This window comes from Xanthomonas cannabis (genome assembly GCF_040616535.1).
In the GTDB taxonomy this organism is placed as follows: domain Bacteria; phylum Pseudomonadota; class Gammaproteobacteria; order Xanthomonadales; family Xanthomonadaceae; genus Xanthomonas; species Xanthomonas cannabis.
The window spans coordinates 1,884,515-1,911,206 of sequence record NZ_CP136580.1 but is presented as its reverse complement, the minus strand read 5'-3'; the positions used below and the strand labels follow the sequence as shown (position 1 = coordinate 1,911,206).

General features: G+C 65.1%; 26 protein-coding genes. 7 read left to right on the top strand and 19 right to left on the bottom strand.

All coding sequences use genetic code 11. The features are described from left to right. Positions 1–87 precede the first annotated feature (87 nt). The 5 genes from gyrA to ligA form a co-directional block, all read right to left on the bottom strand. Positions 88–2,790, bottom strand: a complete 2,703-nt coding sequence (gene gyrA / locus RZV17_RS08245) for a DNA gyrase subunit A (protein WP_355608511.1) — start codon at positions 2,788–2,790, stop codon at positions 88–90. A 209-nt stretch (positions 2,791–2,999) separates the two neighbouring features. Further along, entirely contained in the window at positions 3,000–4,064 is a 1,065-nt protein-coding gene (gene mtnA, locus RZV17_RS08240; protein WP_184442263.1) for an S-methyl-5-thioribose-1-phosphate isomerase, read from the bottom strand. Positions 4,065–5,017: 953 nt separating this feature from the next. Beyond that, the gene (locus RZV17_RS08235; RefSeq protein WP_123137370.1) at positions 5,018–5,704 is read right to left on the bottom strand and encodes a DUF3011 domain-containing protein; all 687 of its coding nucleotides are present in this window, start codon (positions 5,702–5,704) and stop codon (positions 5,018–5,020) included. Positions 5,705–6,057: 353 nt separating this feature from the next. Next, positions 6,058–7,020 carry an EF-P lysine aminoacylase EpmA gene (gene epmA / locus RZV17_RS08230; protein WP_123137371.1) on the bottom strand — a complete coding sequence of 321 codons (963 nt, stop codon included), beginning with the start codon at positions 7,018–7,020 and terminating at the stop codon, positions 6,058–6,060. Continuing rightward, positions 7,017–9,518 carry an NAD-dependent DNA ligase LigA gene (gene ligA, locus RZV17_RS08225; RefSeq protein ID WP_355608507.1) on the bottom strand — a complete coding sequence of 834 codons (2,502 nt, stop codon included), beginning with the start codon at positions 9,516–9,518 and terminating at the stop codon, positions 7,017–7,019. Before ligA ends, epmA begins: the two co-directional genes overlap by 4 nt. A gap of 390 nt (positions 9,519–9,908) precedes the next feature. Between ligA and RZV17_RS08220 the strand changes: the two genes are divergently transcribed. Then, entirely contained in the window at positions 9,909–11,033 is a 1,125-nt protein-coding gene (locus RZV17_RS08220) for a pyridoxal phosphate-dependent aminotransferase (RefSeq protein WP_123137373.1), read from the top strand. A 230-nt stretch (positions 11,034–11,263) separates the two neighbouring features. On the opposite strand, the gene RZV17_RS08215 is transcribed toward RZV17_RS08220, so the two are convergent. The 7 genes from RZV17_RS08215 to RZV17_RS08185 form a co-directional block, all read right to left on the bottom strand. Next, positions 11,264–11,647 carry a hypothetical protein gene (locus RZV17_RS08215; protein WP_123137374.1) on the bottom strand — a complete coding sequence of 128 codons (384 nt, stop codon included), beginning with the start codon at positions 11,645–11,647 and terminating at the stop codon, positions 11,264–11,266. An 8-nt stretch (positions 11,648–11,655) separates the two neighbouring features. Beyond that, positions 11,656–12,390, bottom strand: coding sequence for a cell division protein ZipA (gene zipA / locus RZV17_RS08210; protein ID WP_047696589.1), 735 nt, complete (start codon positions 12,388–12,390; stop codon positions 11,656–11,658). A gap of 56 nt (positions 12,391–12,446) precedes the next feature. After that, entirely contained in the window at positions 12,447–15,950 is a 3,504-nt protein-coding gene (gene smc / locus RZV17_RS08205) for a chromosome segregation protein SMC (RefSeq protein WP_355608502.1), read from the bottom strand. Positions 15,951–16,159: 209 nt separating this feature from the next. Beyond that, entirely contained in the window at positions 16,160–16,609 is a 450-nt protein-coding gene (gene rplI / locus RZV17_RS08200; RefSeq protein WP_039411457.1) for a 50S ribosomal protein L9, read from the bottom strand. A 242-nt stretch (positions 16,610–16,851) separates the two neighbouring features. Further along, the gene (rpsR, locus tag RZV17_RS08195) at positions 16,852–17,082 is read right to left on the bottom strand and encodes a 30S ribosomal protein S18 (RefSeq protein ID WP_005991243.1); all 231 of its coding nucleotides are present in this window, start codon (positions 17,080–17,082) and stop codon (positions 16,852–16,854) included. 11 nt (positions 17,083–17,093) lie between these two features. Beyond that, positions 17,094–17,525 (bottom strand): 30S ribosomal protein S6, encoded by a 432-nt coding sequence (rpsF, locus tag RZV17_RS08190; protein WP_039411444.1) that lies wholly within the window; start codon positions 17,523–17,525, stop codon positions 17,094–17,096. 329 nt (positions 17,526–17,854) lie between these two features. Further along, on the bottom strand, positions 17,855–18,193 hold the full coding sequence (locus tag RZV17_RS08185; protein WP_047696593.1) for an iron-sulfur cluster assembly accessory protein: 339 nt from the start codon (positions 18,191–18,193) through the stop codon (positions 17,855–17,857). A gap of 203 nt (positions 18,194–18,396) precedes the next feature. Here RZV17_RS08185 and asnS point away from each other — a divergent pair, with 203 nt between their 5' ends. Genes asnS through RZV17_RS08160 form a run of 5 tightly spaced genes read left to right on the top strand, consistent with a single transcriptional unit; the run spans position 18,397 to position 21,315 of the window. Next, positions 18,397–19,791, top strand: coding sequence for an asparagine--tRNA ligase (gene asnS / locus RZV17_RS08180; protein ID WP_355608499.1), 1,395 nt, complete (start codon positions 18,397–18,399; stop codon positions 19,789–19,791). 1 nt (position 19,792) lies between these two features. Next, positions 19,793–20,047 carry a hypothetical protein gene (locus RZV17_RS08175; protein ID WP_047696598.1) on the top strand — a complete coding sequence of 85 codons (255 nt, stop codon included), beginning with the start codon at positions 19,793–19,795 and terminating at the stop codon, positions 20,045–20,047. After that, positions 20,044–20,349, top strand: coding sequence for a hypothetical protein (locus RZV17_RS08170; RefSeq protein WP_047696604.1), 306 nt, complete (start codon positions 20,044–20,046; stop codon positions 20,347–20,349). Before RZV17_RS08175 ends, RZV17_RS08170 begins: the two co-directional genes overlap by 4 nt. After that, the gene (locus RZV17_RS08165; RefSeq protein WP_039411430.1) at positions 20,346–20,678 is read left to right on the top strand and encodes a hypothetical protein; all 333 of its coding nucleotides are present in this window, start codon (positions 20,346–20,348) and stop codon (positions 20,676–20,678) included. The genes RZV17_RS08170 and RZV17_RS08165 overlap by 4 nt, the downstream gene beginning before the upstream one ends. Before the next feature lies 1 nt (position 20,679). Next, positions 20,680–21,315, top strand: coding sequence for an FMN-binding negative transcriptional regulator (locus RZV17_RS08160; protein ID WP_355608494.1), 636 nt, complete (start codon positions 20,680–20,682; stop codon positions 21,313–21,315). Between the two features lie 296 nt (positions 21,316–21,611). Here RZV17_RS08160 and RZV17_RS08155 read toward each other — a convergent pair whose 3' ends face one another. The 3 genes from RZV17_RS08155 to RZV17_RS08145 form a co-directional block, all read right to left on the bottom strand. After that, positions 21,612–22,325 carry a response regulator transcription factor gene (locus RZV17_RS08155; RefSeq protein ID WP_052077077.1) on the bottom strand — a complete coding sequence of 238 codons (714 nt, stop codon included), beginning with the start codon at positions 22,323–22,325 and terminating at the stop codon, positions 21,612–21,614. A 371-nt stretch (positions 22,326–22,696) separates the two neighbouring features. Further along, positions 22,697–23,566, bottom strand: coding sequence for a hypothetical protein (locus RZV17_RS08150; protein ID WP_166743408.1), 870 nt, complete (start codon positions 23,564–23,566; stop codon positions 22,697–22,699). 168 nt (positions 23,567–23,734) lie between these two features. Then, on the bottom strand, positions 23,735–24,445 hold the full coding sequence (locus tag RZV17_RS08145) for a hypothetical protein (protein WP_184370605.1): 711 nt from the start codon (positions 24,443–24,445) through the stop codon (positions 23,735–23,737). A gap of 52 nt (positions 24,446–24,497) precedes the next feature. Here RZV17_RS08145 and RZV17_RS08140 point away from each other — a divergent pair, with 52 nt between their 5' ends. Continuing rightward, the gene (locus RZV17_RS08140; protein WP_244875184.1) at positions 24,498–24,686 is read left to right on the top strand and encodes a hypothetical protein; all 189 of its coding nucleotides are present in this window, start codon (positions 24,498–24,500) and stop codon (positions 24,684–24,686) included. Positions 24,687–24,697: 11 nt separating this feature from the next. Here the strand turns inward: RZV17_RS08140 and RZV17_RS08135 are convergent, their stop codons facing one another. Genes RZV17_RS08135 through RZV17_RS08120 form a run of 4 tightly spaced genes read right to left on the bottom strand, consistent with a single transcriptional unit; the run spans position 24,698 to position 26,680 of the window. After that, complete coding sequence (locus tag RZV17_RS08135) at positions 24,698–25,171, bottom strand: hypothetical protein (RefSeq protein ID WP_047696612.1); 474 nt, start codon at positions 25,169–25,171, stop codon at positions 24,698–24,700. Further along, positions 25,172–25,432, bottom strand: a complete 261-nt coding sequence (locus RZV17_RS08130) for a hypothetical protein (protein WP_047696614.1) — start codon at positions 25,430–25,432, stop codon at positions 25,172–25,174. A 47-nt stretch (positions 25,433–25,479) separates the two neighbouring features. After that, entirely contained in the window at positions 25,480–26,100 is a 621-nt protein-coding gene (locus RZV17_RS08125; RefSeq protein ID WP_123137381.1) for a DUF2589 domain-containing protein, read from the bottom strand. 49 nt (positions 26,101–26,149) lie between these two features. Further along, positions 26,150–26,680, bottom strand: a complete 531-nt coding sequence (locus RZV17_RS08120; protein ID WP_039520615.1) for a DUF2589 domain-containing protein — start codon at positions 26,678–26,680, stop codon at positions 26,150–26,152. Positions 26,681–26,692 lie beyond the last annotated feature (12 nt).

Genomic DNA, 26,692 nt, shown 5'->3' with positions numbered 1-26,692 from the left:
CCTGCAACCATGACGGGCATAAAAAAAACGCCGGCTTCCGCCGGCGTTTTTGGTCAGCTGCAGCAATGCCGCTGCACGATCAACCGATCATTCTTCGGTTGCCGGCGGCACTACGGTGGCCTGCGCAGCTGCGTCTTCCACCACATCGTCCACTTCATCCAGCGATGCATCCAGGCGTTCGACCGCCTGCAGCTTTTCGCCCTTGGACAGACGGATCAGCGTCACGCCCTGGGTGTTGCGGCCCACGCGCGAGATTTCCGAACCGCGTGTGCGCACCAGCGTGCCGCCATCGGAAATCAGCAACACTTCGTCGGTGGCGCCCAGCAGCACTGCACGCACCAGCTTGCCGTTGCGCTCGGTGGTCTGGATGCCGATCACGCCCTGGGTGCCACGCCCCTTGCGCGGATATTCGGCCAGCGGGGTGCGCTTGCCGTAGCCGTTCTCGGTGGCGGTCAGGATGTAGGCCACGTTGCCGTCGTCGGCGACCTCGATCACGGCAGGCTCGCCGCCATCGGTGGCTTCCACCACGTCATCGACCTCGTCGCCTTCGATCTCTTCTTCGACACCGCCGGCACGCTCGGCCACGATCAGGCTGACCACTTCCTCGCCCTTGGTCAGGCGGATACCGCGCACACCGGTGGCGGTACGGCCCATCGAACGCACGGTGGATTCGCCAAAGCGCACGGTCTTGCCGTTGGAGGCGAACAGCAACACGTCGCGGTCGCCATCGGTCAACGCCACGCCCACCAGCGCATCGCCTTCGTCCAGATTGATCGCGATCTTGCCGCGCGCCAGACGGAAGGCGAATTCGCTCAGCGGCGTCTTCTTGACCGTACCGTTGCGGGTAGCGAAGAACACATAGCGGTTGTCGGCGTACTCGCGCACCGGCAGCACCGCCTGCACGCGCTCGCCGGATTCCAGCGGAATCCAGTTGATGATCGGGCGGCCACGCGCATTGGAGCCGGCTTCAGGCAGCTGATGCACCGGCAGCCAGAACACCTTGCCGCTGCTGGTGAAGGTCAACAGCGTATCGTGCGTGTTGACCAGCCACAGCTGGTCGATGAAATCTTCTTCCTTGGTCGCGGCGGCAGACCGGCCACGGCCGCCACGGCGCTGCGCACGATAAGCGCTCACCGGCTGGCGCTTGGCATAGCCGGCATGCGACAACGTCACCACCACGTCTTCCGGCGCGATCAGATCCAGGATGTCCAGATCTTCTTCGCTGTGACGGATTTCGGTGCGGCGTTCGTCGCCGTACTCTTCGCGGATATTGATCAGCTCGTCGCGGATCACCTGCAGCAGCACGTCCGGGTTTTCCAGGATGCGGATCAGGCCTTCGATGACGCCGAGCAACTGCTTGTACTCGTCGGTCAGCTTTTCCTGTTCCAGGCCGGTCAGGCGATGCAGACGCATTTCCAGGATCTGCGACGCCTGCACTTCGCTGAGCTGGTAAAAGCCCTTGATCAGGCCCACGCCCGGCGGCAGATCTTCCGGCTTGGACGCCTCGGCACCGGCCGCGCCCAGCAGCGCGCCCACCAGACCCGGTTGCCAGGTCTTGGCCAGCATGCGCTCGCGCGCTTCCTGCGGGTTGGCCGAGGTCTTGATCAACTCGATCATTTCATCGATGTTGGCCAATGCAACGGTCAGGCCTTCCAGCACGTGCGCACGCGCACGCGCCTTGCGCAGTTCGTAGATGGTGCGGCGGGTGACCACCTCGCGGCGGTGGCGGATGAACGCCTCCAGCATCTGCTTGAGGTTCATCAACTGCGGGCGGCCGTCGATCAACGCCACCATGTTGATACCGAACACCGACTCCATCTGGGTCTGCTGATACAGGTTGTTGAGCACAACCTCGGCCGACTCGCCGCGCTTGATTTCGATATAGATGCGCATGCCGTCCTTGTCGGACTCATCGCGCAGCTCGCTGATGCCTTCGAGCTTCTTTTCCTTGACCAGCTCGGCGATCTTTTCGATCAACCGCGCCTTGTTCACCTGGTACGGGATCTCGGTGACGACGATCGCCTCGCGGCCGTTGTCGGCCACTTCCACATCGGCCTTGGCACGGATGCGCACGCGGCCACGGCCGGTGCGATAACCGGCGGCGATGCCGGCGGTGCCGTTGATGATGCCCGCGGTGGGGAAATCCGGGCCCGGGATGTATTCCATCAGGCCTTCGACATCCAGCTCCGGGGTGTCGATCAGCGCGATGCAGGCGTTGATCGCCTCGGTCAGGTTATGCGGCGGGATGTTGGTGGCCATGCCCACCGCGATACCGGCCGAACCGTTGACCAGCAGGCTCGGGAACCGGGTCGGCATGACCGTCGGTTCCAGTTCCTTTTCGTCGTAATTGGGCTGGAAATCGACGGTTTCCTTGTCGATGTCGGCCATCAACTCATGCGCCAGCCGCGACATGCGCGACTCGGTGTAACGCATCGCCGCCGCGGAGTCGCCGTCGACCGAACCGAAGTTACCCTGGCCGTCCACCATCATGTAGCGCAGCGAGAACGGCTGCGCCATGCGCACCAGCGTGTCGTACACCGACTGGTCGCCGTGCGGGTGGTACTTACCGATGACGTCGCCGACGATACGCGCCGACTTGAAGTAGGCCTTGTTGCTGTGGGCGCCCAGCTCGTGCATCGCGAACAACACGCGACGGTGCACAGGCTTGAGGCCATCACGGGCATCGGGGAGTGCGCGGCCCACGATCACGCTCATCGCGTAATCGAGATAGCTCTTGCGCATCTCGTCTTCCAGGTTGACCTGGATGATTTCCTTGGCGGTTTCTGCCATTCGGGTTCCGTAAGTGAGGTGGCGGGCGAGCCGGAAAGCCGCGTCGGGGGCGCCTTACCCACAGGCTGCCGACCCCACGCTCCCGCCGATCGATTCAAGCCCCGGATTGTACCACGAAGGGGCAGCCCGACGCCTCCGGTTTACCAGCCAGAAACAAGCACTTGCAGGACTTTGCCGGACGTTTGCGGCGCAGGTGCGCCGCGCCGGGCTCAGGCGCCGAAGGCTGCCTGCATCCGCGCCAGGTCCGGCTGCACGATTACCCCGCGCTCGGTGACGATGGCATCGATCAGGCTGCCGGGGGTGACGTCGAATACCGGGTTCCAGGCATGGATGCCGTCGGCCACCGTACGCACCCCGCCCACACCGAACAATTCGCCCGGATCGCGCTGCTCGATCTCGATCTGGTCGCCACTGGCGGTGGCCATGTCCACGGTCGACGACGGCGCCACCACCATGAACTTGACCCCGTGGTGGCGCGCGGCAATGGCCAGCTGATAGGTGCCGATCTTGTTGGCGGTATCGCCATTGGCGCAGATGCGATCAGCGCCGACGATCACCCACTGCACCAGGCCGGACTTCATCAGATGCGAGGCCGCCGAATCGGCGATGAGGGTGGCGTCGATGCCGTCCTGCTGCAGCTCCCACACGGTCAGGCGCGCGCCCTGCAGCCAGGGCCGGGTTTCGCCGGCAAACACCTTGGCGATGCGTTGCTGCGCCATGCCGGCGCGAATCACGCCTAGGGCCGTGCCGAAGCCCGCAGTGGCCAGCGAGCCGGTATTGCAGTGGGTCAGCACGCCACTGCCGGGGGCGATCAGGTCGGCGCCGAGCGCACCCATATGGCGGTTGGCCGCCAGATCCTCATCCGCGATTGCCTGCGCCTCGCGCGCGATCACCTCGCGCCAGTCCGCGCCGGCCGCGCCCAACACCCGACGCATGCGCATCAGCGCCCAGGCCAGGTTGACCGCGGTCGGGCGTGCGGCATTGAGCCGCAGCAGCGCCGGTTCGAGCTTCTGCAGCGCGGCGCTGCCGTCATCGGCGTCGATGTCGCGCGCGGCCAGCACCACGCCCCACCCGGCCGCAATGCCGATCGCCGGCGCCCCACGCACGGCCAGCGAATGGATCGCGTCGGCCACCGCGTCGCTGGTGTCGCAACGCACATGCTCCACCACGAAGGGCAGCTTGCGTTGGTCGAGCAATTCCAGGGCATCGCCGGTCCACAGTAGCGGCCGGATGTGGTCGTAGCGGGCGTAATCGATATGGGCGCTGTCGTTCATGCGTCCATTGTAAGGCGCAGGGGCGGTGCAGTCAGTGGAAGGCGTCGCCCAGATCGCAGACCGCGCAGCAATGCATCAGGCGCAACCGCCCGGTTGGTCGAGATCGCGGCACCCTCATCCCAGACGGTTGGCTGGCGGTCTTGCTGAAAACGAAAATGCCGCGTCGCGCAGCTTGCCGTTGCTGATTGAAAACCCTGCGCACTGACCAACTTGACTGGTCCTTGCCTGCCCACCGTCACGGGACCCTTGGCGGAATGGATGCCGACACGGAGCTACATGGACGCACTTGCAGCGGGTCCTGCGATGGTGGGCGGGCAAGGGCTCTGCAGCAAAGGCGCAGATGATCCGCTTTTCGCCTGATCTACCAGTATTGAGCAATCAGGTAGCGACGCCTGCATCGTGCGTGTCGCGAGCGCTTGGCTGTCTTCAAGTCCGGTCGAGGGCGCGGTGCCCTCACCGCTCGCGGGACACGCCGTGAATCCGTCCGTGGAGGCTCGGTGGCGGCATCCATGCCGCCACACGGTCCCGCAATCGGCGAGGACACCACGCCAGACAGTTGGCTGGTGGTTTTACTGAAGAGCGAAGACACCGCATCGCATGGGTTGCTGGTTGCTCTGCTGATAGCTCTGCACACCGACCATCTAGACTGGTCCTTGCCCGCCCACCGTCGCGGGACCCTTGGCGGCATGGATGCCGCCAAGGAGCTACATGGACGTACTTGCAGCGTGTCCCGCGATGGTGGGCGGGCAAGGGCCCTGCAGCAAAGTAGCAGATGATCCGCTCTGCGCCTGATCTGTCCGTAGCGAGCCATGATGTACTTGCAGCGTATCCCGCGACGGTGGGCGTGCAAGGGCCCTGCAGCCCGACCGCAGGGCAGCCGCCGCGCACGACGACCTAAATCCTCCCGCCAGCACTAGACCAGCACGCAATCGCGCAGCAGTCCTGATAACCGCTCAGTCGACGATGAACTCGGCGCGGCAACCGTCGTTCACCCAGACACCGTCGCGGCTCCAGCCCCAGGTCTGGCCTTCCACGCAAGGCGTCCTGGACATCTGCCGGCCCAGCCGTACCGCACGCTCCACCGACACCCCGCAGGTGCGGCGCGCGCTTTTCTTGGATTCGCAGGTGACCATGCGCGGCACCGTCACGAAGCCGGAGCCGTCTTCGGCACCCACTTCGAACTCGCCATCGCACCCACGCGACACCCAGATCTCGTTACGGCGAACGCCCCAGGTGCGGCCTTCCTTGCACGGCCACATCGAACGTTGCCGCAGCAGCCGCACCGGCGCGCCACGCAACACCACCGGGCACGCCACCTTGCCGCCATTGGAATCGCAGCGCACCACGCGGCGCATCACCGTTGCGGTCTGCACGCGGGACGCGGCGAATTCGGCGCGGCAGCCCTGTTCGACCCACACGCCATCGTCTTCGACGTCCCATTCGCTGCCGCGGATACAGCTGGTCTCGGAGAGCTGGCGCACCAGCTGAACGCCATTGGCAATGTTCATCGCGCAATGCACGCGCGCCATGTCCTTGGACTCGCAGCGCACCACACCGGCCGCACGCTCGGAAGCACGCGCATCGGCGAACATCAGCAGCGGCAGGCACCACAAACCGCATAAGCTGATCAGCCACTTCATGCCAACAATCCTCACCCCGAAACGATCTACGTCGCGCCCCCGTGGACGTGAAGATGAGAGCATCATCGATGTGAAGATAGCAATACGGCGCAGGTGACAGCGGCATGGCAGCGCGCTGCACGCGCACTGTCGCGCGGTACGCGTGGAGCGGTGTCGTTGACGGATCCGCCACGTCTGTGATGCGCCGCGCCGGCCTGGTGCGCAGCAAGCTGCGGCGGAGCACCTGCGTTCGGGAACGCCTTGGCGGTCAAGCGCAATGCCCGCCGCGCCGAGGCTCAGGCGCGCGAACTCGAACGTCAGCACGTCCGCGATCTGCGTGGTGCGATCCAGCGCGACGCCGGCCGCCCCCGTCCTCAGGCACGCGCGAACTCGAAGGCCAGCACGTCGGCGATCTGCGCGGTGCCGCGCAAGGCCATCAACAAACGGTCCACGCCCACCGCCACTCCCGCGCAGTCCGGCAGCTGCGACAACACCGCAAGCAGCTCCTCGTCCAGCGGCAGCTGCGGCAAACCGCGCGACACGCGCCGCGCGTTGTCGCGCAGGAAACGCGCGCGTTGCTCCTGCGGGTCGTTCAACTCGTGGTAGCCGTTGGCGACCTCGTAGGCGCCCAGATACAGCTCGAACCGTTCGGCCACCGGCGGGTTGTCGTGGCGGATCCGCGCCAGCGCGCACTGGCTGGCCGGCCAGTCGTGCACCACGGTGAGCGTGTCGCCGGAAAACCCCGGCTGCAGGCGATGGGTCATCAGCAGGTCCAGCCAGTCATCGCGCGTGAGCCCCTGCGGGTCGATGGCGATGTCGTGCAGCGGCGCACGCAACGCCTGTTCCGGCGCCAGCAGCGGGTCGATGCCCAGCCGCTGCACGAACAGCTCGCGGTAGCTGAGCACCTGCACCGCAGCCGCACGCCCGACCAACGCAAGCGCCCGCTGCACCAGCGCAACGGTTTCCTGCGCCAGCGCGCGGTCGTCCCAGCCCACCCGGTACCACTCGAGCATGCTGAATTCCGGGTTGTGCCGGCCGCCGGCCTCGCCATTGCGAAACACACGCCCCAGCTCGTAGCAATCGCCCAGGCCGGCGGCAAGCAGGCGCTTGAGCGGGTATTCCGGCGAGGTGCGCAACCAGCGCACGGGCGGGCCGGCATCCACGTGCCCGCTGAAGCGGGTGCTGAAACTCTCGATGTTCGGCTCGGTATTGCCGGCCTGCGAGAGCACCGGCGTTTCCACTTCCAGCACGCCGCGCTCGGCAAAAAACGCACGAATCGCCGCGTTGAGCTGCGCGCGCAGTTGCAGTGCAGCCAGATCCAGTGTCGCTGCCGTCACGGCTGCTGCCCGTGTTCACCCAGGAAGGCCAGCAGCCGTGCTTCGTCCCAGATCTCCACGCCCAGCGATTGCGCCTTGTCGAGCTTGGAACCGGCTTCTTCGCCGGCCACCAGGAACGCAGTCTTCTTGGAGACGCTGCCGGCGACCTTGGCGCCCAATGCTTCGAGGCGTTGCTTGGCGGCATCGCGCGTCAACGCGGCCAGGGTGCCGGTGATCACCACCGTCTGGCCGTCGAGTGGACCGGCCTGCACGGCCTCGGCCTCCGGCAGCCGCGTCAGCACCGTTTCCATCGCCTGTTGCGCCGCGCTTGCCAACGCGGCGTTTTCCGGGCGATCCAGCCATTGCAGCAACGCGGCCACCACGGGCGCGGGAACGCCGGCCTGTTGCAAGGCATCGGCGCCTGCCGTGCGCAACGCAGCGAACGACGGCACCGCGGCAGCAAGCTGCTGCGCACGCACCGGGGTCACCTTGGGGATGTCCATGTCTTCCAGCACGCTGGCAAAACTCAACGCCTCGCGCAGCTTGGGCGATGGCGGATGCGCATCGCCGATACGCACGCCACGTTGCAGCAGGTCGTCGATGGCCTGCTGATTACCGGGCTGGTCGAGGAAGTGCCCGAGCGAACGCGCCACTTCGCCACCGATATCCGGCACGCGCTTGAACAGCGGCCACGGCAGATGGCGGATCAGTTCCAGATCGCCGAACCAGGCCGACAAGGCCTTGGCCGTGCTCTCGCCCACATGTTCGATGCCCAGCGCAAACAGGAAGCGCTCCAGCGTGGTGTCGCGCGATGTCTCGATCGCCTCGATCAGGTTCTCGGCCCACTTGGTGGCGATCTTCCTGCGGTTCCAGTCAAAGCTCGGCAGGCCTGCGCGCAGCAGATCGGCCTGCCAGGTCTGCGGCACCTCGCGCTCCCCGGCCAGGTCCACGCCGATGCCGACCACACGGGTTTCCAGCTGCGCATACGCACCGCTGGCCAGATGCTCGCGCGCCTCGCGCAGGAACGCATGCGGGCTCTCGGCGTTGCTGATCAGGCGCAGCTGCAACAACTGATCCACGGTGAGCAGATACAGATCGGCCACGCCCTGCACCAGCCCGCTGTCGACCAGCACCTCGATGAATTTTTCGCCGAGACCATCGACGTCCATCGCACGACGCGAAACGAAATGCCGGAACGCTTCCTTGCGCTGCGCCGGGCAGGTCAACTCACCCGAGCAACGCCACACCGCCTGGCCTTCCTCGCGCACGATCTCCGAACCGCACACCGGGCACTGCGTGGGCATGCGCCATTCCTGCGTGCCGGCCGGTCGCTGGTCGGCGACCACACCGGCCACTTCGGGAATCACATCGCCGGCGCGGCGCACGATGACCGTGTCGCCCACGCGCACATCCAGCCGCGCGATCTGGTCGGCGTTGTGCAAGGTCGCATTGGTGACCACGACGCCGGCCACGTGTACCGGCTTCAGACGTGCGACCGGCGTCGCCGCACCGGTGCGGCCGATCTGGATCTCGATCGCCTCCACCGTGGTGGATTGCTCCTGCGCCGGGAACTTGTGCGCAATCGCCCAACGCGGCGCGCGCGACACGAAGCCCATCTCGCGTTGCCCGGCAAGATCGTCGAGCTTGTAGACCACGCCATCGATATCGAATGGCAATCCATCGCGCGCTTCGCCGATGCGTTGGTAGTACGCCAACAGGCCCTCACTGCCCTGCACCACCTCGACCAGCTGGCTGACCGGAAAGCCCCAGTCGCGCAGCTGCGCCAGGATGGCCGAATGCGTCTGCGGCAATGCGCCTTCGCTCACCTCGCCGACGCCGTAGGCAAAGAAACTCAGCGGGCGCTGTGCCGTGATGCGCGCGTCCAGCTGGCGCAACGAACCGGCCGCGCCGTTGCGCGGATTGGCCAGCACCTTGCCGCCCTGCGCGCGCATCTGCGCGTTGTAGGCTTCGAACGCGGCGCGCGGCATGTAGACCTCACCGCGCACTTCCAGCACCTGCGGCCAGCCCTGGCCGCGCAGGCGCAGCGGAATCGCCTTGACCGTGCGCAGATTGGCGCTGACATCCTCGCCGGTGGCGCCATCGCCGCGCGTGGCACCCTGCACGAACTCGCCGTTTTCGTAGCGCAGGCTGATCGCCAGCCCATCCAGCTTGGGCTCGGCCGAGAAGACCGGTTGCTTGATCTCCAGGCGCTCGCTGATGCGCCGCACGAACTCACGCACTTCCTCGTCGCTGAAGGCATTGCCCAGCGACAACATCGGCAAGGCATGCCGTACCTCGGCAAAGCGCGAGGCGGCCAGATAGCCAACCCGCTGCGTTGGCGAATCGGCACTGGCCAACGACGGGTGCTCGGCTTCCAGCGCCTCCAGCTCCCGCATCAGACGGTCGTAGTCGACGTCGGCCAGCTGCGGCTCGTCGAGCACGTGATAGCGGTAGTTGGCATCGTCGATGCGGCGACGCAAGGCAGCGATGCGCTGAGCGGGATCCGGGCTGGCAGTCATGATCGCGGGGCTGGCTCTGGGCCGCCCATTCTAACGGGCCGTGCCGATGCCAAGCGTTGGCGGCAGCGCCTTCGGTCGCGCGAATTAATCGATGGATGAAGTCGTTGGCATTGGCGGCGTCGGCCGCGGTGGCCATGTGTAACCCGCACCTTGCCAGGGTGTCGGCATCGGAGCGAAGCAGGTGCTTCAGCCACAGCCCGGAGCCCGTTAGAAGCGGGCCCGGCGGTTACCTGACCTATGTACGCAAACGCGGGAAACACCACCGTCGCTGCCACCTGATTGCAGCGCGCGCACCTGCGCGACCGGCCCTGCGGGTATTTCCCGATAGGCAGACACGCCCAAACCGGCTAGCGTGGCGCCCTCTTTGCCCGCCGCCTCTGGAGCTCACCCGTGTCGTTGCCCGTTTCGCGCCGCTCGTTTCTCAGCCTCGCCACCACCGGCGTGGCGGTTTCCGCACTGGGGCTGGCACCCGCGGCCGAGGCGGCCCGCAAGCGCGCCGCGGCGCCGGCAACGCCGGGCGTGGCCGCCGCGGCCGGCACCGTGTACCTCAACCTCAACGAGCACCCGCTTGGGCCTGCCCCGGCGGCGGTTGACGCTGCCACGCGTTCGCTGGCGCGCTCGGGCCGCTACCTGTTCGAGATGGAGCAGGACCTGCGCAACCTGATGACCGGCGAGCTGCAGTTGCCCAACGATCATCTGTCGTTGTTTCCCGGCTCGCGCGACGCGCTGAACCGGGCCGGCAGCCTGTTCACCTCCGCGCGCGCCGGGCTGGTGGTGGCCGACCCGAGCTTCGACCCGCTGATCGAAAGCGCCACTGCCCGAGGCGTGGCCGTGCGCAAGGTGCCGCTGCGTGCCGATGGCGCGCACGACGTCAAGGCGATGGCCAAGGCGGACCCGACCGCCGGTCTGATCTATATGTGCAACCCCGGCAATGTCACCGGTTCCATCACCCCGCGCGCCGACATCGAGTGGCTGCTGGCCAACAAGCCGTCCAGCGCGGTGCTGGTGGTCGACGAGGCGTATATCCATTACAGCAACGAGCCCTCGGTGGCCGATCTGGTGCGGCAGCGCCAGGACCTGATCGTGCTGCGCAGCTTCTCCAAGCTCTACGGCATGGCCGGCCTGCGTCTGGGCGCCGCCCTGGCCCCGCCGGGCCTGCAGACCAAACTTGCCGCGTTCGGCAGCAACCCGTTGTCGGTACCGGCGATGGCCGCCGGCATCGCCAGCCTGCGCGACCCACTGCTGGTGCAGACCCGCCGTGCAGACAACGCCCGCGTGCGCGACGAAACCATCGCCTGGCTCAAGGGCAAGGGCTACACCTGCCTGCCCTCGCAAGCCAACTGCTTCCTGCTGGACGTCAAACGTGACGCTGGCGTGTTCGCCGATTCGATGCAGAAGCAGGGCGTCATCGTCGGCCGCAGCTGGCCGATCTGGCCCAAGCGCGTGCGTGTCAGCGTAGGCACCGAGGCGGAAATGGTCCGGTTTCGCGAAGCATTCGGCAAAGCCAAGCGCTAACACGCAAAGCGTTCGATAAAGCCCACGCGGACCCTTCTCCCATCGGGACATTGTCCTCCTTTATGGGGGAGAAGGTGCCCCGCCAGGGGCGGATGAGGGGCGCATCGCGAAGTGGTCACCGCCTCGGAGGTCAAGCGCGTCGCTACGCGCCTTCAGAAATGAGACGCCACAAGTGGCTTCGCCACGTACCCTCACCCCAACCCCTCTCCCGGCGGGAGATGGGCTTAGAACTACTGCTCCGACGCCTCGCTCTGCGGTGCGCGTAACGTGTGCCGGATCCACAGGTAGCTGATGACGAAGGTCAGTGCCATCGAGCCGGCGTTCCATAGCAGCAGCTCGCGCAGCATCGGCGAGCCTTGCAGGATGTGCGTGTAGTAACGGCGGTCGAACAGCGCGATCGCATGCGGCAGGAACACGCTGATGAAGGGCGTCGGTACCGGCGCCACCAGCAAGGTGATGGCGGCTGCAAAACCGCCAATCACCCCCGGCGAGTTGCGCGGGCGCTTGCGCAGCCGTGCGGCGATTCTGCTAAAGACCCACAGCAGCGGCATCGCCAGGATTGCCCACAGCACCAGCAGTAGCGCCACTGCCAACACGCCCTGCAGGCTCAACATCGCTCAACTCACCAGCGCGGCGATTTGGTCAGCGGCGGTGCCTGGTGCTGACGGTCGTAGGCGCGCAGCTCATCGCGGATATGCGCCACACGCTGCCGGCCCAATGCGTTGCGGCTGTCATCCAGCACCACGCCGTCCAGCAGCTCGGCCATGCGCTGCACGGTCGGCAGCATCTTTTCCCAGGCATCCAGCGCCGTCATCGGCGCCGGCAGGGTCAGGAAGAACGCGATCGCCGGCGTCTGCATCTCGCGGATGTTGGCCATGTCGAAGCTGCCGGGCTTGAGGATGCTGGCCATGCTGAAGATCGGCCCGCGCTCGGGGTGCCCTTCCACCAGACGGTGAAAGACATTCATGTGGCCGAACACCAGCCCGGTCTTTTCCGCGGCCACCACCACATCCTCGCCACGCAGGATCTGCCCGGCCTTGGCGGCCACGAACAGCGACACGATCTTGTCGAAATCCTGGTTCGGGCGCTTGCCGACATCGTTACCGCCGGCCGCGTCCTGCGCATCCAGCGACAGCTCGCTCTGTTCGGCACTGCCCTCGCTGCGCTCGAAGGCAGCACCGTCGACATCTGCATCGCCGGAAATCACCGGCTCGCGCCGCTCGCGCGGCTGGCCCTCGTCCTTGTCGACGCGACGGCCCTGCGGCGATTTCTTCGGGCGGCCGAACAGGAAGATGGCCGCGACCAGCAGCAGTCCAGCGATCAGGATCCCGATCCGGATCATGGCCATGTCGGACATTCAGCGTGCCTCCGCGTAAAAGTGACGGGTGGAATCATTCCAACAAGCATGGCACGTCATGCCGCACCCGCCAAACGTGCGGCTTCTTCCAGGTCCACGCTGACCAGGCGGCTGACACCCGGTTCGCGCATGGTCACGCCGGAGAGCTGACGCGCCGCTTCCATCGTGGCCTTGTTGTGGCTGACGAACAGGAACTGCACCTTCTCGCTCATCTCGCGCACCATGTTGGCCAGGCGGCCGACGTTGGCCTCGTCCAGCGGCGCGTCCACCTCGTCCAGCAGGCAGAACGGCGCGGGGTTGAGCTGGAAGATCGCAAACACCAGCGCCACGGCGGTCATCGCCTTTTCGCCGCCGGAGAGCAGCGAAATGCTGGACACACGCTTGCCCGGCGGGCGCGCCATGATGGTCACGCCGGTGTCGAGCAGGTCTTCGCCGGTGAGTTCCAGATAGGCGTGACCGCCGCCGAACAGGCGCGGATACAGCGCCTGCACGCCCGAGTTGACGCGGTCGAAGGTGTCCTTGAAACGGCCGCGGGTTTCGCGGTCGATCTTGCGGATGGCTTCTTCCAGCGTTTCCAGCGCGGTATTGAGGTCCAGGTTCTGCGCGTCCAGATATTCCGAACGCTGCGCAGCTTCGCCGTATTCCTGGATGGCGGCCAGATTCACCGGCTCCAGGCGCCGCATGCGCCCATCGATCTGGCCCACCGCTGCTTCCCATTCGGCCGCATTTGCCGCCTCGGGCAGGCCGTTGACCACGTCTTCGAGCACGAAGCCGGCCTTGACCACGGCAGCCGACAACTGTTCGGCACTGAGCACCAGCGCCTGCTGATCGAGCTTGCGCTGCGAAATACGTTCGCGCTGCGCCAGCGCCTGTTCGTCGCGCTGCTGACGGGTTTGTTCGAAGCTGCGGAGTTCGCTGTCGATGCTGTCGAGCAGGGTGCGCGCCTCGCCCAGCGCGCGCTCGGTGCGCACGCGCTCGCTCAATGCGGCCTGATGTTCGTGTTCCAGCGTTTCCACCGGCGAATCGCCGTCGCTGAGCTGGGCGACCAGATCTTCCAGGCGCGTGTCGAGCTGGCCGCGCTGGCTGTCCATGCGCTCCAGCGTCTGGCTGAGCGAGGTGATCTGGGTGCGTTGCGACTCCAGCGTCAGCGCCAGGGCATGCATCGCATCGCGCACGCCGCGCGCAGCGTCGCGGGCCTGGTCGCGCGCGTCGGTGAGCTGGCGGCGCTCGTTTTCCAAAGCTTCGCGCGTGCCCTGCAGATCGCCCATCAAGGTGACCGCATCTTCGAGTTTTGCGCGCGCTTCGCGGGCCTGCTCGCGGCTGGTATCGAGCGTTTCCAGCAATTGCGCCAGTTCGCTTTCGATGCGGTCGATGCGCGTGCGCGCCGCGTCGACCTTGCCCTGCTGGCTCTGTAACTGGCCGGCCAGCTCGGACACGCTGCGGTGCGCCATGTACAACTGGCGCTGCGCATCTTCGCGCTGCTGCTCGGCCGCCAGCGATTGCTCGCGGAAGCTGGTGAGTTGGTGTTCGAGCTCGGCTTCGCGCTCCTGCAGGGTTTCGATCTGGGTGCGCAGGTCCTGAATTTCGCGCTCGCGCAGCAAGGCGCCCTGCTTGGCGGCGCCGGAGCGCGACACGCGCACCCAGCCCTCGCCCAGCCGCTCGCCATTGCGGGTGATGACCGAGTCGCCCTCGGGCAGGCTGCGCTGCAGCGCGCGCGCGGCCGCCAGATCGTCGGCGACGTGCAGGCGCGCCAGCAGGCGACGGATCGCGATCGGCCCCTGCACCTTGGCGGCCAGGGAGGTCGGCGCGAACGTGGCGGTGTCGGTGGCATCGGACACCAGCGCGATGCGGCCTTCGCCCAACTCGCCCAGGGCGTCCACCAGCTGCTCGGGCGCCTCCACCAGCACGCCTTCGATCAATTGCCCCAGCGCGCTTTCGACGGTGTTTTCCCAACCGCTTTCCACGCTGATGCGCTCGCCTACCCGCGCCGCCGAGTCCAGCCCACGCGACTTCAGCCACGCCACCGCCGCGCCCTGCTCCTGGCCGAGCGCGGCCTGTTGCAGGGTTTCCAGCGAGGACAGCCGGCCGCGCGCGGCCTGCGCCTGCTTGCGTACTTCCGCCAGCTCGCCCTGGCTTGCCCGCTGCTGTTCCTGCAGGCCGCCGAGTGCGTGCTTGCGCGCTTCCACCTGCTCGGTCAGCCCATCCAGCGACGCCTTTTGCGTTTCGTGGCGCAGTTCGATCTGCTCGAACGCTTCGGCCAGCGCATCCAGATCCAGCCCGGCACGCTCGTTGACCAGCGCTTCGCGGCGGCGGTCGGCTTCCAGCGATTGGCGGTCCAGGTAATCGACGCGCGTACGCTCCACTTCGCCGGCACGCGAGGCTTCGCCGGTGTCGCGGTTATGGGCTTCCCAACGCTGCTGCCAGTCGGCTAGCCGCGCCTCGGCTTCACGCAGCGCTTCCTGACGGAATTCGTGGTCTTCGCGCAGTTGTTCCAGCTGCGGCTCGGCATTGGCCACCGCCTCGCGCAGCACGGCCAATTTGGCCGAATCGCCACTGATGTGCTGGGTCAATTCCTGCAGCTGGCTCTGCGCCTCGTCGCGCGCCTTGTGCAGGCGGTGCGAGAGCTCGCGCTGATGCTGGATCTGCTGTTCGATGCGCGCCAGCGCGCTGCCCACCTGGTACACGTCGGCCTGCGCCTTGGCCACCGCCTCGGCGGCCTCCTCGCGGCGTACGCGCCCGGTTTCGATGCGCGCTTCGGCATCGCGCTGATCGGCGATCAGTTGCTGCAGGCGGGTTTCTTCCTGATTCAATTTTTCGCGCAGGCCCTGCAACTGCCCGTCCAGGCCGCGGTATTCCAGCGCCTTCCACTCGGCATCCTTGATCCGGCGCTCTTCCTGCAGGGCCTGGTATTGCTCGGCCTGACGCGCCTGGCGCTGCAGATGCGCCAGCTGCTTGGTGATTTCCTCGCGCAGGTCGCCCAACCGGTCGAGATTTTCGCGCGTGTGGCGGATGCGCGTTTCGGTTTCCTTGCGGCGCTCCTTGTACTTGGAAATGCCGGCGGCCTCTTCCAGATACACGCGCAGGTCTTCCGGGCGCGCCTCGATGATCTGGCTGATCATGCCCTGCTCGATGATCGAGTAGCTGCGCGGGCCCAGACCGGTCCCCAGGAACAGGTCGGTGATGTCGCGGCGCCGGCATTTGGTGCCGTTGAGGTAATAGGCGCTGTTGCCGTCGCGGCTGACCAGGCGCTTGACCGAAATCTCGTTGAACGAGGCGAACTCACCGGTGATGGTGTGATCGGAATTGTCGAAGATCAGCTCCACCGTCGCCTGCGACACCGGCTTGCGCGCCGAGGAGCCGGAGAAGATCACGTCGGTCAGCGAGTCGCCGCGCAGGCGGCTGGCCGAGCTTTCGCCCATCACCCAGCGCACCGCATCGATGATGTTGGACTTGCCGCAACCGTTGGGGCCGACGATGCCGGTCATGTTGGTGGGCAGGTGCAACGTGGTCGGGTCGACGAACGACTTGAAACCAGACAGTTTGATCGTGGACAGGCGCATGGGGACTGGAGATTCCGGGCACCGCGCGGACGAAGCCGGTAGGTACTTTTCCTGTGAAGCCAGCGCCCAAGCCCTTGATCCATAAGATCTGCGGGCCGTGGAACCGGCAATGGGGCATGAGTATAACGGGCATGCCTGCGCTGGCGGCGGCGCCCCAAAAACAAAGGGCGCCTAACAAGGCGCCCTTCGGGTGACACTGACGGCCTGGATCAGGCGTCGGATTCGACGATGACCTTGACCGAGGTTTCCACATCGGCGTGCAGGTGCAGCACAACGTCGTATTCGCCGACATTGCGGAATGCGCCTTCGCCCAGGATCACTTCGCTCTTTTCCAGCGGCAGGCCGGCGGCGGTGAACGCCTCGGCGATGTCACGCGGGCCAACCGAGCCGTACAGCTTGCCTTCGGTCGACGCATGCGCGCCGATGGTGACGCTGGCGCCTTCGAACTTGGTGGCGCGGCTCTGTGCGTCGGCCAGGATGGTGTTGGCCTTGGCTTCGTACTCGGCGCGCTTGGTTTCAAACGCCTCGACGTTCGCAGCGGTAGCCGGAACGGCCTTGCCCTGCGGCACGAGGAAATTACGGCCGTAGCCCGGCTTGACGCTGACCTTGTCGCCCAGGTTGCCCAGGTTGGTCACTTTCTGCAGAAGAATCAGATCCATGGTGGTGCTCCGTTATTCGTTAGCGCCGGCCGGTGGGCGGGCGCAACGGGTGCTGTCCGAAAAGACGGGATTCGGGAATCGGGATTTGGGAATCGCAAGAAAACGATCAACACCGCATCTCGAATGACCGGCCTCTAATTTTTGATAACCCGCACATGGATGTGCGGGTTAGGGACTCACACAAAACACGTGTGGGTCTTGCGCAAGGAGCCGCATGACTGCGGACTCCTGCGCGGAACTGCTTAGACGTCGTGGTTGTCCGTGTACGGGATCAGCGCCAGGAAACGCGAGCGCTTGACGGCCGTGGCCAGCTGACGCTGGTACTTGGACTTGGTACCGGTCACGCGGCTCGGCACGATCTTGCCGTTCTCGGTGAGGTACTGGCGCAGGGTGTTGAGATCCTTGTAGTCGATCTCTTTGACGCCCTCGGCGGTGAACTTGCAGAACTTGCGACGACGGAAGAACTTGGACATGACAGCGCTCCTTAAGCGGCTTCGGCGTTGTCGCCGTCGGTATCGGTGGCAGCGGGGGCTTCGCCCTCTTCATCGTCACGACGACGACGCTCGCTACGCTCGGGCTTGTCGCCCTTCTCGTCCTTGCTCTTCATGATCAGCGACTGCTCGGTGTCCGGGCCATCGCGCTTGACGACCAGGTGACGCAGCACCGCATCGTTGAAGCGGAAGCTTTCCACCAGCTCGCTCAGCACGGCCTGGTCGACTTCGATGTTGAGCAGCACGTAGTGCGCCTTCACCAGGTTCTGGATCGGGTAGGCCAGCTGACGACGGCCCCAGTCTTCCAGACGGTGGATGGTGCCGTTACCACCCTCGATCAGCGACTTGTAGCGCTCGATCATGGCCGGGACCTGCTCGCTCTGGTCCGGATGGACCAGGAACACGACTTCGTAATGACGACTCATGTTGTTTTACCTTTCGGATGTGGCCACGTGGGCCGGACAGCTCCCCGGGAAGTCCGCGCAAGCGGCCGGTGGAGCAAGGGATCCCACCTGGAACCGGGCAGGAAGCAGGAAAGTATGGCAGTTCAGATGCTTAGCTGCAACCGGACCTCGCCGGCAGCTAGCTTCGGACGTGGCGTCCTTGCAGGCGCTAAAGCCCCTCTCCCCGCGGGAGAGGGGTGGGGTGAGGGTACGGGGCGAAGCCACTCGCGCCGTTCAACTGCATGAGGCTTCGCACGTACCCTCATCCGCCCCTTCGGGGCACCTTCTCCCGACGGGAGAAGGGAGATCAGTCAGCGGTGCTCGTCTGCGGTGGTAAAGCTCTCCCCACAACCGCACTCGGCGGTGGCATTGGGGTTGCTAAAGGTGAAGGTCTCGCTCAGCCCGTGCTTGCCGAAGTCGATACAGGTGCCATCGACCAGCGGCAGGCTGACCGGGTCAACGAAGATATGCACCCCGCCCTGCTCGAATACCGCGTCGTCATCGCGCTTTTCGCGCGCCAGGTCAGTGATGTGGCCCCAGCCGGAACAGCCGGTCTTGGTCACGCCAAAGCGCAGGCCCAGCGCACCCGGGGTCTGCTGCACGAAACGCTGCACGCGCTCCAGCGCGGCGGGGGTGAGGCTGATGGCCATGGGACACTCCAAAACAGTGGTGACAAGTATAGCGAGACCGCCACACCCCGGCGGCACGCTGGGCGATGGCGTCCGCAACACATGGGGGCAGCGCGCGCCTGCGACAAGCGCAGCATGACGTAACGTGTTCAGGTGCTCGCGCCGGCGCGTCCGCAGCCAGTAAACTCGCAGGCCATTCAAGGTCGCTACGGCGAGGAAAAGTCATGACGGTGGTCAGCGTTGAACATGCGCTTGCGGGCAAGCTCCCCGAAGGCGGCGAAGTCACGGTACGGGGGTGGGTGCGCACCTTGCGCGGATCTGCCGGACTGGCCTTCATCAACGTGACCGATGGTTCGTGCTTCGCTCCGATCCAGGTGGTGGCCAACGACACCCTGCCCAATTTCGACGAGATCAAGCGCCTGACCAGTGGCTGCTCGCTGATTGCCAAGGGCGTGCTGGTGAAGTCGCAGGGCAAGGGGCAGTCGTTCGAGATCCAGGCCAGCGGCGTGGAGATCGTCGGCTGGGTCGAGGACCCGCTCACCTACCCCATCCAGCCCAAGCCGATGACGCCGGAGTTCCTGCGTGAAGTGGCGCACCTTCGCCCGCGCACCAACCTGTTCGGCGCGGTCACCCGCATCCGCAACTGTCTGGCGCAGGCGGTGCACCGGTTCTTCCATCAGAACGGCTTCAACTGGATCAGCACCCCGATCATCACCACCTCCGACGCCGAAGGCGCCGGGCAGATGTTCCGCGTTTCCACGCTGGACATGGTCAACCTGCCGCGCGATGCCGCCGGCAATGTGGATTTCAGCCGCGACTTCTTCGGCAAGGAAACCTTTCTCACCGTGTCCGGCCAGCTCAACGTGGAGGCGTACTGCCTGGCGCTGAGCAAGGTGTACACCTTCGGCCCGACCTTCCGCGCGGAGAACAGCCACACCACGCGTCATCTGGCCGAGTTCTGGATGATCGAGCCGGAAATCGCCTTCGCCGATCTGGCCGAGGATGCACGTCTGGCCGAGCAGTTCCTCAAGTACCTGTTCCGCGCGGTGCTGGACGAGCGTGGCGACGATCTGGCGTTCCTGGCCGAGCGCGTGGACAAGAACGCGATCAGCAAGCTGGAGGCCTTCATCAATGCGCCGTTCGAGCAGATCGACTACACCGATGCGGTGAAGCTGCTGCAGAACTCCGGCAAGAAGTTCGACTTCCCGGTGGAATGGGGCCTGGACCTGCAGACCGAGCACGAGCGCTGGCTCACCGAAGAACACATCGGCCGTCCGGTGGTGGTGACCAATTATCCCGAGCACATCAAGGCGTTCTACATGCGCTTGAACGACGACGGCAAGACCGTCTCGGCGATGGACGTGCTGGCGCCGGGCATCGGCGAGATCATCGGCGGCAGCCAGCGCGAGGAGCGCCTGGACGTGCTGGATGCGCGCATGGCGCAGTTCGGGCTGGATAAGGAGCACTACAGCTGGTACCGCGATTTCCGTCGCTATGGCTCGGTGCCGCATGCCGGTTTCGGCCTGGGCTTCGAACGGCTGGTGGTGTACGTGTGCGGGCTGAGCAACATCCGCGACGCCATCCCCTATCCGCGCGCGCCAGGCAGCGCGGAGTTCTGAGGTGAGTCTGCTGGTCGCCCCCACGCTGCAATTGCTGGCCTTTCTGGTGGCATTGCTGAGTGCCGGCATTGCCGGGGCGCGCGGCCTGCGGCTGGCGCAGCTGGCGTCTACTCACCCGAACCCGGGCGCGTGGTGGCAGGCCGATACGGCGCGCAAGGCTGTCGGCCATGCCGTGCGGCCGTTGTGGTGGACCATTGCTGCGCTGGTGGTCGGCGCAGCGCTTCCCAAACTCGCACTCCTGCTGGTGGCCACATGACGCTGTTCTTCGCACTGTGTTTCGTGGGTGTCGCCGTCGCGGGTTTGACGGCACTGCTGATTTTTTGGCCACTGACCCTGGTGCATATGCGCGACCGCCATCCCGAGGCATTGGCCAGCTTCGGCGACCCGGCTTTCATCAGCCCCGTGGCGTTGCGCTGGTTGCTGGCGCGCCGCTACCGCAGCCACCGCGACGGTGCCCTATCCGGCCTGGCGACGCCCGCATGGCTGTCGCTGCTGACCATCTTTTTCGGCCTGGGCATGGCAGCCCTGCTCGGGCTGCTTTCCAAGGTAATGCCATGACTATCGAGCTCGACGACCGCGACACCTCCACCGGCCACGACCAATGGTGGCTGGCTACCATTGGTCGCACCCTGATCTGGGCACGCCTGCGCATCAAGGATGCCGGCACCGCCGAGGTGCTGGACAGCGATGGCAAGACACTGGCCTACGACAGCGAAGACAGTGCACGCGCGGCGCTGTTCGATGCCGAGTTCGTCGCGCTGGACGGGCTGGACGAAGAAGACGCGCTGATCCGCGGTTTCTCGCTGCACGAGATCTCGCCACCGCAAGGCGACGACGATGCCGACCTGCGCGAACGCATGGTCATCAGCATGGGCGGCCGCGCCTGAGATGTACGCCCCGCGCGCATTTGCACAGACCGATCTGGCACTGCTGGACTGGCTGCTGGCGCGCGACGCGTTCGTCACCCTGATCAGCCAGGACGAAGACAGGCAACCGGCCATCTCGCACCTGCCGGTGCTGTACCGGCGCGATGGCGAGGACATCACCATCGAAGGTCATTGGGCACGCCCCAACCCGCAGGCGCGCGCACCTGGCGAGGCGGTGATCGTGGTGCACGGCCAGCACGCCTATGTGTCGCCCACCTGGTATCCAGACAAGGAAACCGCCGCGCGCGTACCGACCTGGAACTACGCGGTGGCGCATCTGCATGGGCATTGCAGCCGGGTGGACGACGAGCAGGCGCTGGGCGACCTGATCGGGCGCATGAGCGCGCACTTCGAACACCGCATCGGCAGCGACTGGCAGTTCGAAATGGCGCGCGACAGCCATCGCCGGCAATTGCGCGGTCTGGTGGGCTTCCGTTTCGTGCCCAGCCGTATCGAGCTCACCTTCAAGCTCAGCCAGAACCACCCTGCTGCCAATCATCGCAGTGTCAGCGAATTCCTTGCGCAGCAACCCAACCAAGCCTCGCAAGCGGTCGCAGCATTGATGCAGGCGGCCATGGACGCCAATACGACGCGCTGAGACGGCAGCGGTCGCACTCTCGAAGGCTGATCACCAGACGGTTGGGACGCGTCGGCCGTACCTCGGGCGACACCGGAATCGAGCTACCTGCGGGTCGTCGCACCACTACCTCACTGCGCCAGACATCGCCCCCGCTCCACGCTCACAACCTGATCAGCATGCGCTAGCGCTGTACACGCTGCGGTGGTGGTGCATCGGTCACCGGGATGCTGATGTGCATAAGCCATCGCCTAGCACCTGCGTGCTTGTACCAGCGTCCATACGGCCGGTGTGCCGCTGTGCGTTGCTGGGATGCCTCAGCCGGCACGGCGCATGTGTTGCGCTACGCATGCATCGGGCGGCCCACCACTCCCGTCGATTGCTGCTTCGAGCGAAGAAAGGCCCTGCGCGATCGCATAACGGGTCAGCTGAGCGATGCTTTGGATATTGAGCTTCAACATGCAGTTTTCGCGATGCGTTCCCACCGTTTTCACGCTCAGGTGCAAGCGGGTAGCGATCTGCCTGGTGGACAGGCCCTCCGAATAGAGCTGCACGATCTCGCGCTCGCGTGAGGTCAGTCGGGTGTAGGCAGAATCGGCCTTGGCGGGTCGACGCAGCCCTGCGATCAGTGAACGCGACATCTGCGGACTGATATAGGTCTGATCCTGGGTGACGCATTGAATCGCACGCAGCAATTCGGCGAAACGGCTGGTTCGCGCCAGATATGCTTTGGCGCCAGCTTCGAAGACTGCGCTGGCCTGCATACAGGCATCGGACGGAGCGATACAGATTGCCCGGCTACTGGGGCTGCGCTGCATCAAGCGCCGCGTCAGATCGATACCATTGAGCCCGGGGAGCAAGACATCCACCAGGACGATATCAGGCAGTTCTCTTGCGGCGATCTGAAGACATGCCAGCCCGTCTTCCGCATGCCCTACCACTTCGAATCCCGGAACCTTTTGCAGCAAAGCGACCATCCCTTCCACGAGGATGGTGCGATCGGCAGCAACGACGATACGTGTCTTCATCATACCCTCTGGTGCACGAATGGGGACCGCGATGTGCAGCGGCTTTCAAGCGGCGCGCTGCAGCGAATCGGCAGATGCTCGGCAGGAGCACTTGAGCGAGCTTGTCACACGCTCACCGCCGGGCCATCGGTCTTGAACTGATTTGGCGAGCATCGGATGCTGATATCGATAACGATGCCGACGTCGCTGAGACACCATGACGGGTGCACCTGCCTGAAGCGTGTTAGGCAATTTGCGCCGAAGCCGAAGCGAGCCATGCCGCACGACGCGAAAGCGTGCTGCCAACTGCTGCTCTGCAGACTCTGCCAAACGCGTTTCTGCTTACGGCCGGCATAAAAAGCCCGCCCGCCTTACCGCATCTCACGAGCGAACGATTACGAATCGTCGGACATCATCTGCCTGGCAAGGCCGGTCAGTTGCTGGCGCACCTGATCCAGACGCGGGTCCGCCTGCATCTCACGCTGCAGGTCCAGTAGACCTGCAGCAAGTTCGCCACGCGCGCGGATGCTTTCGGATTCGGCCGACGCACGCTGCGACTGGATGGCGGCAGCGGCTTGTTGGCCGGAATCGCCGCGCACGACCGTTTCCATGACCTCGACCATGCGTTGCAGCAGGCGGTACACCGCGCTTGCCGAGAAGCCGCCCATCATCGCCAGTGCGGGCTTTCCGAACGCGCCCAGGCTGCTTTCAGCGAAGAGATTCTCCGGCAGCAACTCCACCAGGATCAGGCCGGCGATGAGACCAAGGATCATGCGCGCCGCATAGGAGGAATCGAAGCGCGGATCGTATGTTGCGTCGGCAACGTAACGATGGGCTTGGAACAAGGCAGAAAACGCTGCACCGAGTCCGGCGCAGGCCAGGATGAACATTACATTCCAGCCCAGCGTACTCCCCGAGGAATCGAGGAAGCCCAGCGTGATGTTGTGCGCGTTCACAAGGCTGGACATCGCCAGTCCGACCACTGAAGCCAGACAACCGACCGAGGTCAAGGTCAAGGTGCGGATCAATGGAATCGGCCCGAGCCAGCGCAGCCAGCCACCGCGTAGGCGCTCGCGCTCGATCAGCACAACCGCCTGCGGCGTTGCCGGGTGGATCGCACGCACCAGCTGCCGGTGCAGACCGGCCAATTCGCGCGCGCCGGATTCGCCGTGCAAGGAGGCGCCAGGCATCACGCGCAGCTCTGCCAGCCGGCCGGGCAGATCGGGAGACATTGCCATCCCTTGCTTCAGTGCATAGGACACCATCGCCCGGCATTCAAGCTCCAGTTGTTCGAGTACGCTGCAAAATGCCGGCCCGCCGAATTCTGCCGGCGGGATGGGCTGGGCCACTGCGCGTCGCCGTAGGCCGGCGCGCCTGCTGGCTCGCTTCCACATAGATGACGTCCTTGCTGGCAGATACGCAGTTACCACACCTCAAGGCATCCGCTGGAACAGCGTCGTATCCCGCTGACCTTTCAACAGCAGTGCAAGCTCGGCACTGCCATCAGCACGAACCTGCAGACTGGCCTGGGCATCACTGAGCTGACGGCAATAGCCCCTATCGTTGGCCATGACCCAGGCATTCAACACGCCTGCCGCACGTCCGGCATAGCGCAATTCCACTTGGCAATCGCGCGGGGCACCGTAACGCAGGCGACCGAGCACATCTCCCGGACGAACGGTGGTCGCCACGATTTCCAGCTGTGCAGACATCAGGCCCGCCGCGCGCCAGCGCCCGGCTTCGGCCAATCCGGCATTGCCTTGATCCAGGGCGACGACGAACGGCGAGGCGCTGCCAGACAACGTGAGCTGCATCCCAGGCGCGCCCCCATCGGCCACCTGGAGTTGGGCAAGACCGCCGGTCAGCGCCTCGCAAAACTTGCCGCCATTGCGCGACTGCAACGCGTAACCGTCCGGCTGCGCTCGTAACTCGAGCGCGCAATTGTAGGGAGGCCCGAATCGAAGATCCGCTACCTGGGTACCCTCGGCTCCAGCCGCGCGCGCACTCAGACGGACGTAGACCGGGCCTGCGCTGCCGCCGGTGGACAGGATGCCGCGCCAGTCACCGGCCGGAATCCCCTCAGCGGGAGCTGCCTGTGCTGTAGTCAGCGACAGACACAAGGCCAGTGCCGAGGTGATGCGCAAAATGTGATGTTGATGACGATGTTGACCAGACATGAAAAAGCTCCGATAAGAAATTGGAAACAGTGGAAAGATCGATCACGCTGCCAATCAGCAGACCGAGCGTAGCGATGACCAGAACAACAACCAGGCAGATGATGAAGATGGATCGCGGCTTGCGCCGGGACTGCCGACAGAGATCTGCATGCAAGGTGGCCATATCGGTTCCCAGCCGCTCGGCGAGCGCGCGGGCATCGGCGTCTGACAGCAGCAATCTCACGGCACCGCTCCGCAGTCGGACGGTGGCACGTCCACGAACGGATGAAGCGTCCATTCCTTGAGCGCGACGCCATCGAACCAGAGCACGCCACGCGGACACTCGCTGCCCTGATAGCCGATTTTCAGCGTGTGGCCTGACGTACGGCTGCGTGGCCGCGCAAGACGCAGCGCCAGTCCGGGAGCACCGTCGCTGTGCGTGACCGCCTCTATCTGCACTTCCAGCGTCAACGAAAACTCACTGATTTGCGATAGCCGCAGCGCGCGCAACTGGCAGACTGGAATGGACAGCATGGTTTCCATTTCGCCCTGCGCCGCTCTTTCATCATCCACGCAGCGAACCTGCATACCGCAGGCGGCCACCGCAGCGTCCACCAGTGCGGCGTGGCGCTGGTGGCAGCGCAGTTGCGCTCGCCGGACGGCCTGGTCGAGCAACTCCACGAAGGCGTCCAAGGAATAGCTCGCGTGTGCCATCTACGACTCCGTCAGCCAGATCGGCTTGCGCTTGAACCCAACGTGGTAGCACAACCATTGCAGCACCACCTGGTGCTCGCCCAGCTGCAGGATATTGAAGCTCTTCTCGATCCCGAGAATCGCTCCCTTGGGCGCTTCGCTGAGGCAGCGATTGAGCAGTTGCTGCGCGGCCTCGACCTGCTCAGCGGTCTGCATCTTTGCCGGGTTGTCGCTGCCGACGACGATGCGCTTGATGTAGCTCACTTCTGACAAATCGATCATCGGCAACGACTCGGGTGATAGACAGGTGTAGGACTCAGCAGCGCCGCTTACGGTACCTGCACAGGCGCTGAGACTTTGCGTGGCGCTGCGGCGGTCTGCAGGATGTCGAGCACGCGCGACAGCCCTTCAGGGGTACCGCGATCTTCGGCGTGCAATGCGACGTGATACTTGGCCGAGTTATCCGAAGAGCGCGTGTTTTCCTTGTGGCTGGACACCGATCCCTGCACGTTGACCTTGGCCTTGAACACGCCCCAGCCGACGCTTGCCTCCAGATCCACCTTGAGGCTCTTGTCTTCGGCTTCCTTTTCCGAGAACGAGGATTTGACTTCCATGTCGAAGGTCACGTCCACGGTCTGAATGCTCAAATTGGGAACATTGACCAAGGTCAGCAGCGGCACAACGATCTCGACTTCCTCCTCGGCCATCCCGACACCGCTGGGGTCTTCGACCGGGCGTTTGAACTTGAACTGCGCGGTCCGCGTGCCGCCGTTTCCGTTGGGATCGGTAGCCGGGTCGGTCGGCGGCAGGAAACCGATGACCTTGATGAAGTCGGCGGTGGCGCGGGCCAGCATGACCTGCGCATCGCAGGCTGCACGTAACGGGGCGCCGATCAGGTCCGCCATCGGCAGGCCCTTGAATTGGTCGGACATATTGACAATATCGCTCATGGTGCTCTCCTGAAGAGTGATTGTTTAGAAGAATCGACGACGGCGGGAATCAATCTCCCTTGACCGTCTTGAACACGCCTTGCGACTGCGCAAGGCGATTGATGAGACGTGCCACGCCTTCGGTCGGCTCGCTGCCTTCCACGCGCAACACGACATGTACTGCACTGTGCCGCGCACTTTTTGCGTTGGAGCCAAGGTCGATGCCGATCTGGCCGGGCAGCGCCGGCGGCTTGGGATGCCAGTCATCGACGGCGGCTGGAACCGCCAGCGACGCCGGTAACGCTGCTTCGTCCAGTTCGCTGAGCTCGCCGAGTTGCGCATCGAAGCTGATCTCGACATCCTTGATACGCAGGACGTTGGACGACACCAGCGGCAACAGCGGTGCGCGATACAGGTCTTCGTCGTTCTCGCCCGCTTCCGGATGCTGCGACGGCAAGCGGATCAGAACGCTTCTGGGACGATTGTCCTCGTCGAAGAACGCGCCCAGATTGGCCATCTGGTGCTGTTCGATCCGGTCCTGGGCGTCGATGACCGCCCCGGCCAGCGCTTCGATCAGATCATTGAGGGAGATTTGCGCCATGTTGGGCTCGTT

Bases quoted from the DNA above. Each gene is read 5' to 3' on its own strand.
- RZV17_RS08135 (WP_047696612.1), bottom strand. From the start codon at position 25,171: ATGGCACACGCGAGCTATTCCTTGGACGCCTTCGTGGAGTTGCTCGAC.
- RZV17_RS08150 (WP_166743408.1), bottom strand. From the start codon at position 23,566: ATGGTGTCCTATGCACTGAAGCAAGGGATGGCAATGTCTCCCGATCTG.
- rpsR (WP_005991243.1), bottom strand. From the start codon at position 17,082: ATGTCCAAGTTCTTCCGTCGTCGCAAGTTCTGCAAGTTCACCGCCGAG.
- RZV17_RS08185 (WP_047696593.1), bottom strand. From the start codon at position 18,193: ATGGCCATCAGCCTCACCCCCGCCGCGCTGGAGCGCGTGCAGCGTTTC.
- asnS (WP_355608499.1), top strand. From the start codon at position 18,397: ATGACGGTGGTCAGCGTTGAACATGCGCTTGCGGGCAAGCTCCCCGAA.
- rplI (WP_039411457.1), bottom strand. From the start codon at position 16,609: ATGGATCTGATTCTTCTGCAGAAAGTGACCAACCTGGGCAACCTGGGC.
- RZV17_RS08170 (WP_047696604.1), top strand. From the start codon at position 20,044: ATGACGCTGTTCTTCGCACTGTGTTTCGTGGGTGTCGCCGTCGCGGGT.
- RZV17_RS08125 (WP_123137381.1), bottom strand. From the start codon at position 26,100: ATGAGCGATATTGTCAATATGTCCGACCAATTCAAGGGCCTGCCGATG.
- smc (WP_355608502.1), bottom strand. From the start codon at position 15,950: ATGCGCCTGTCCACGATCAAACTGTCTGGTTTCAAGTCGTTCGTCGAC.
- zipA (WP_047696589.1), bottom strand. From the start codon at position 12,390: ATGTCCGACATGGCCATGATCCGGATCGGGATCCTGATCGCTGGACTG.
- RZV17_RS08120 (WP_039520615.1), bottom strand. From the start codon at position 26,680: ATGGCGCAAATCTCCCTCAATGATCTGATCGAAGCGCTGGCCGGGGCG.
- RZV17_RS08155 (WP_052077077.1), bottom strand. From the start codon at position 22,325: ATGATGAAGACACGTATCGTCGTTGCTGCCGATCGCACCATCCTCGTG.
- RZV17_RS08215 (WP_123137374.1), bottom strand. From the start codon at position 11,647: ATGTTGAGCCTGCAGGGCGTGTTGGCAGTGGCGCTACTGCTGGTGCTG.
- mtnA (WP_184442263.1), bottom strand. From the start codon at position 4,064: ATGAACGACAGCGCCCATATCGATTACGCCCGCTACGACCACATCCGG.
- RZV17_RS08130 (WP_047696614.1), bottom strand. From the start codon at position 25,432: ATGATCGATTTGTCAGAAGTGAGCTACATCAAGCGCATCGTCGTCGGC.
- rpsF (WP_039411444.1), bottom strand. From the start codon at position 17,525: ATGAGTCGTCATTACGAAGTCGTGTTCCTGGTCCATCCGGACCAGAGC.
- ligA (WP_355608507.1), bottom strand. From the start codon at position 9,518: ATGACTGCCAGCCCGGATCCCGCTCAGCGCATCGCTGCCTTGCGTCGC.
- gyrA (WP_355608511.1), bottom strand. From the start codon at position 2,790: ATGGCAGAAACCGCCAAGGAAATCATCCAGGTCAACCTGGAAGACGAG.
- RZV17_RS08160 (WP_355608494.1), top strand. From the start codon at position 20,680: ATGTACGCCCCGCGCGCATTTGCACAGACCGATCTGGCACTGCTGGAC.
- RZV17_RS08165 (WP_039411430.1), top strand. From the start codon at position 20,346: ATGACTATCGAGCTCGACGACCGCGACACCTCCACCGGCCACGACCAA.
- RZV17_RS08235 (WP_123137370.1), bottom strand. From the start codon at position 5,704: ATGAAGTGGCTGATCAGCTTATGCGGTTTGTGGTGCCTGCCGCTGCTG.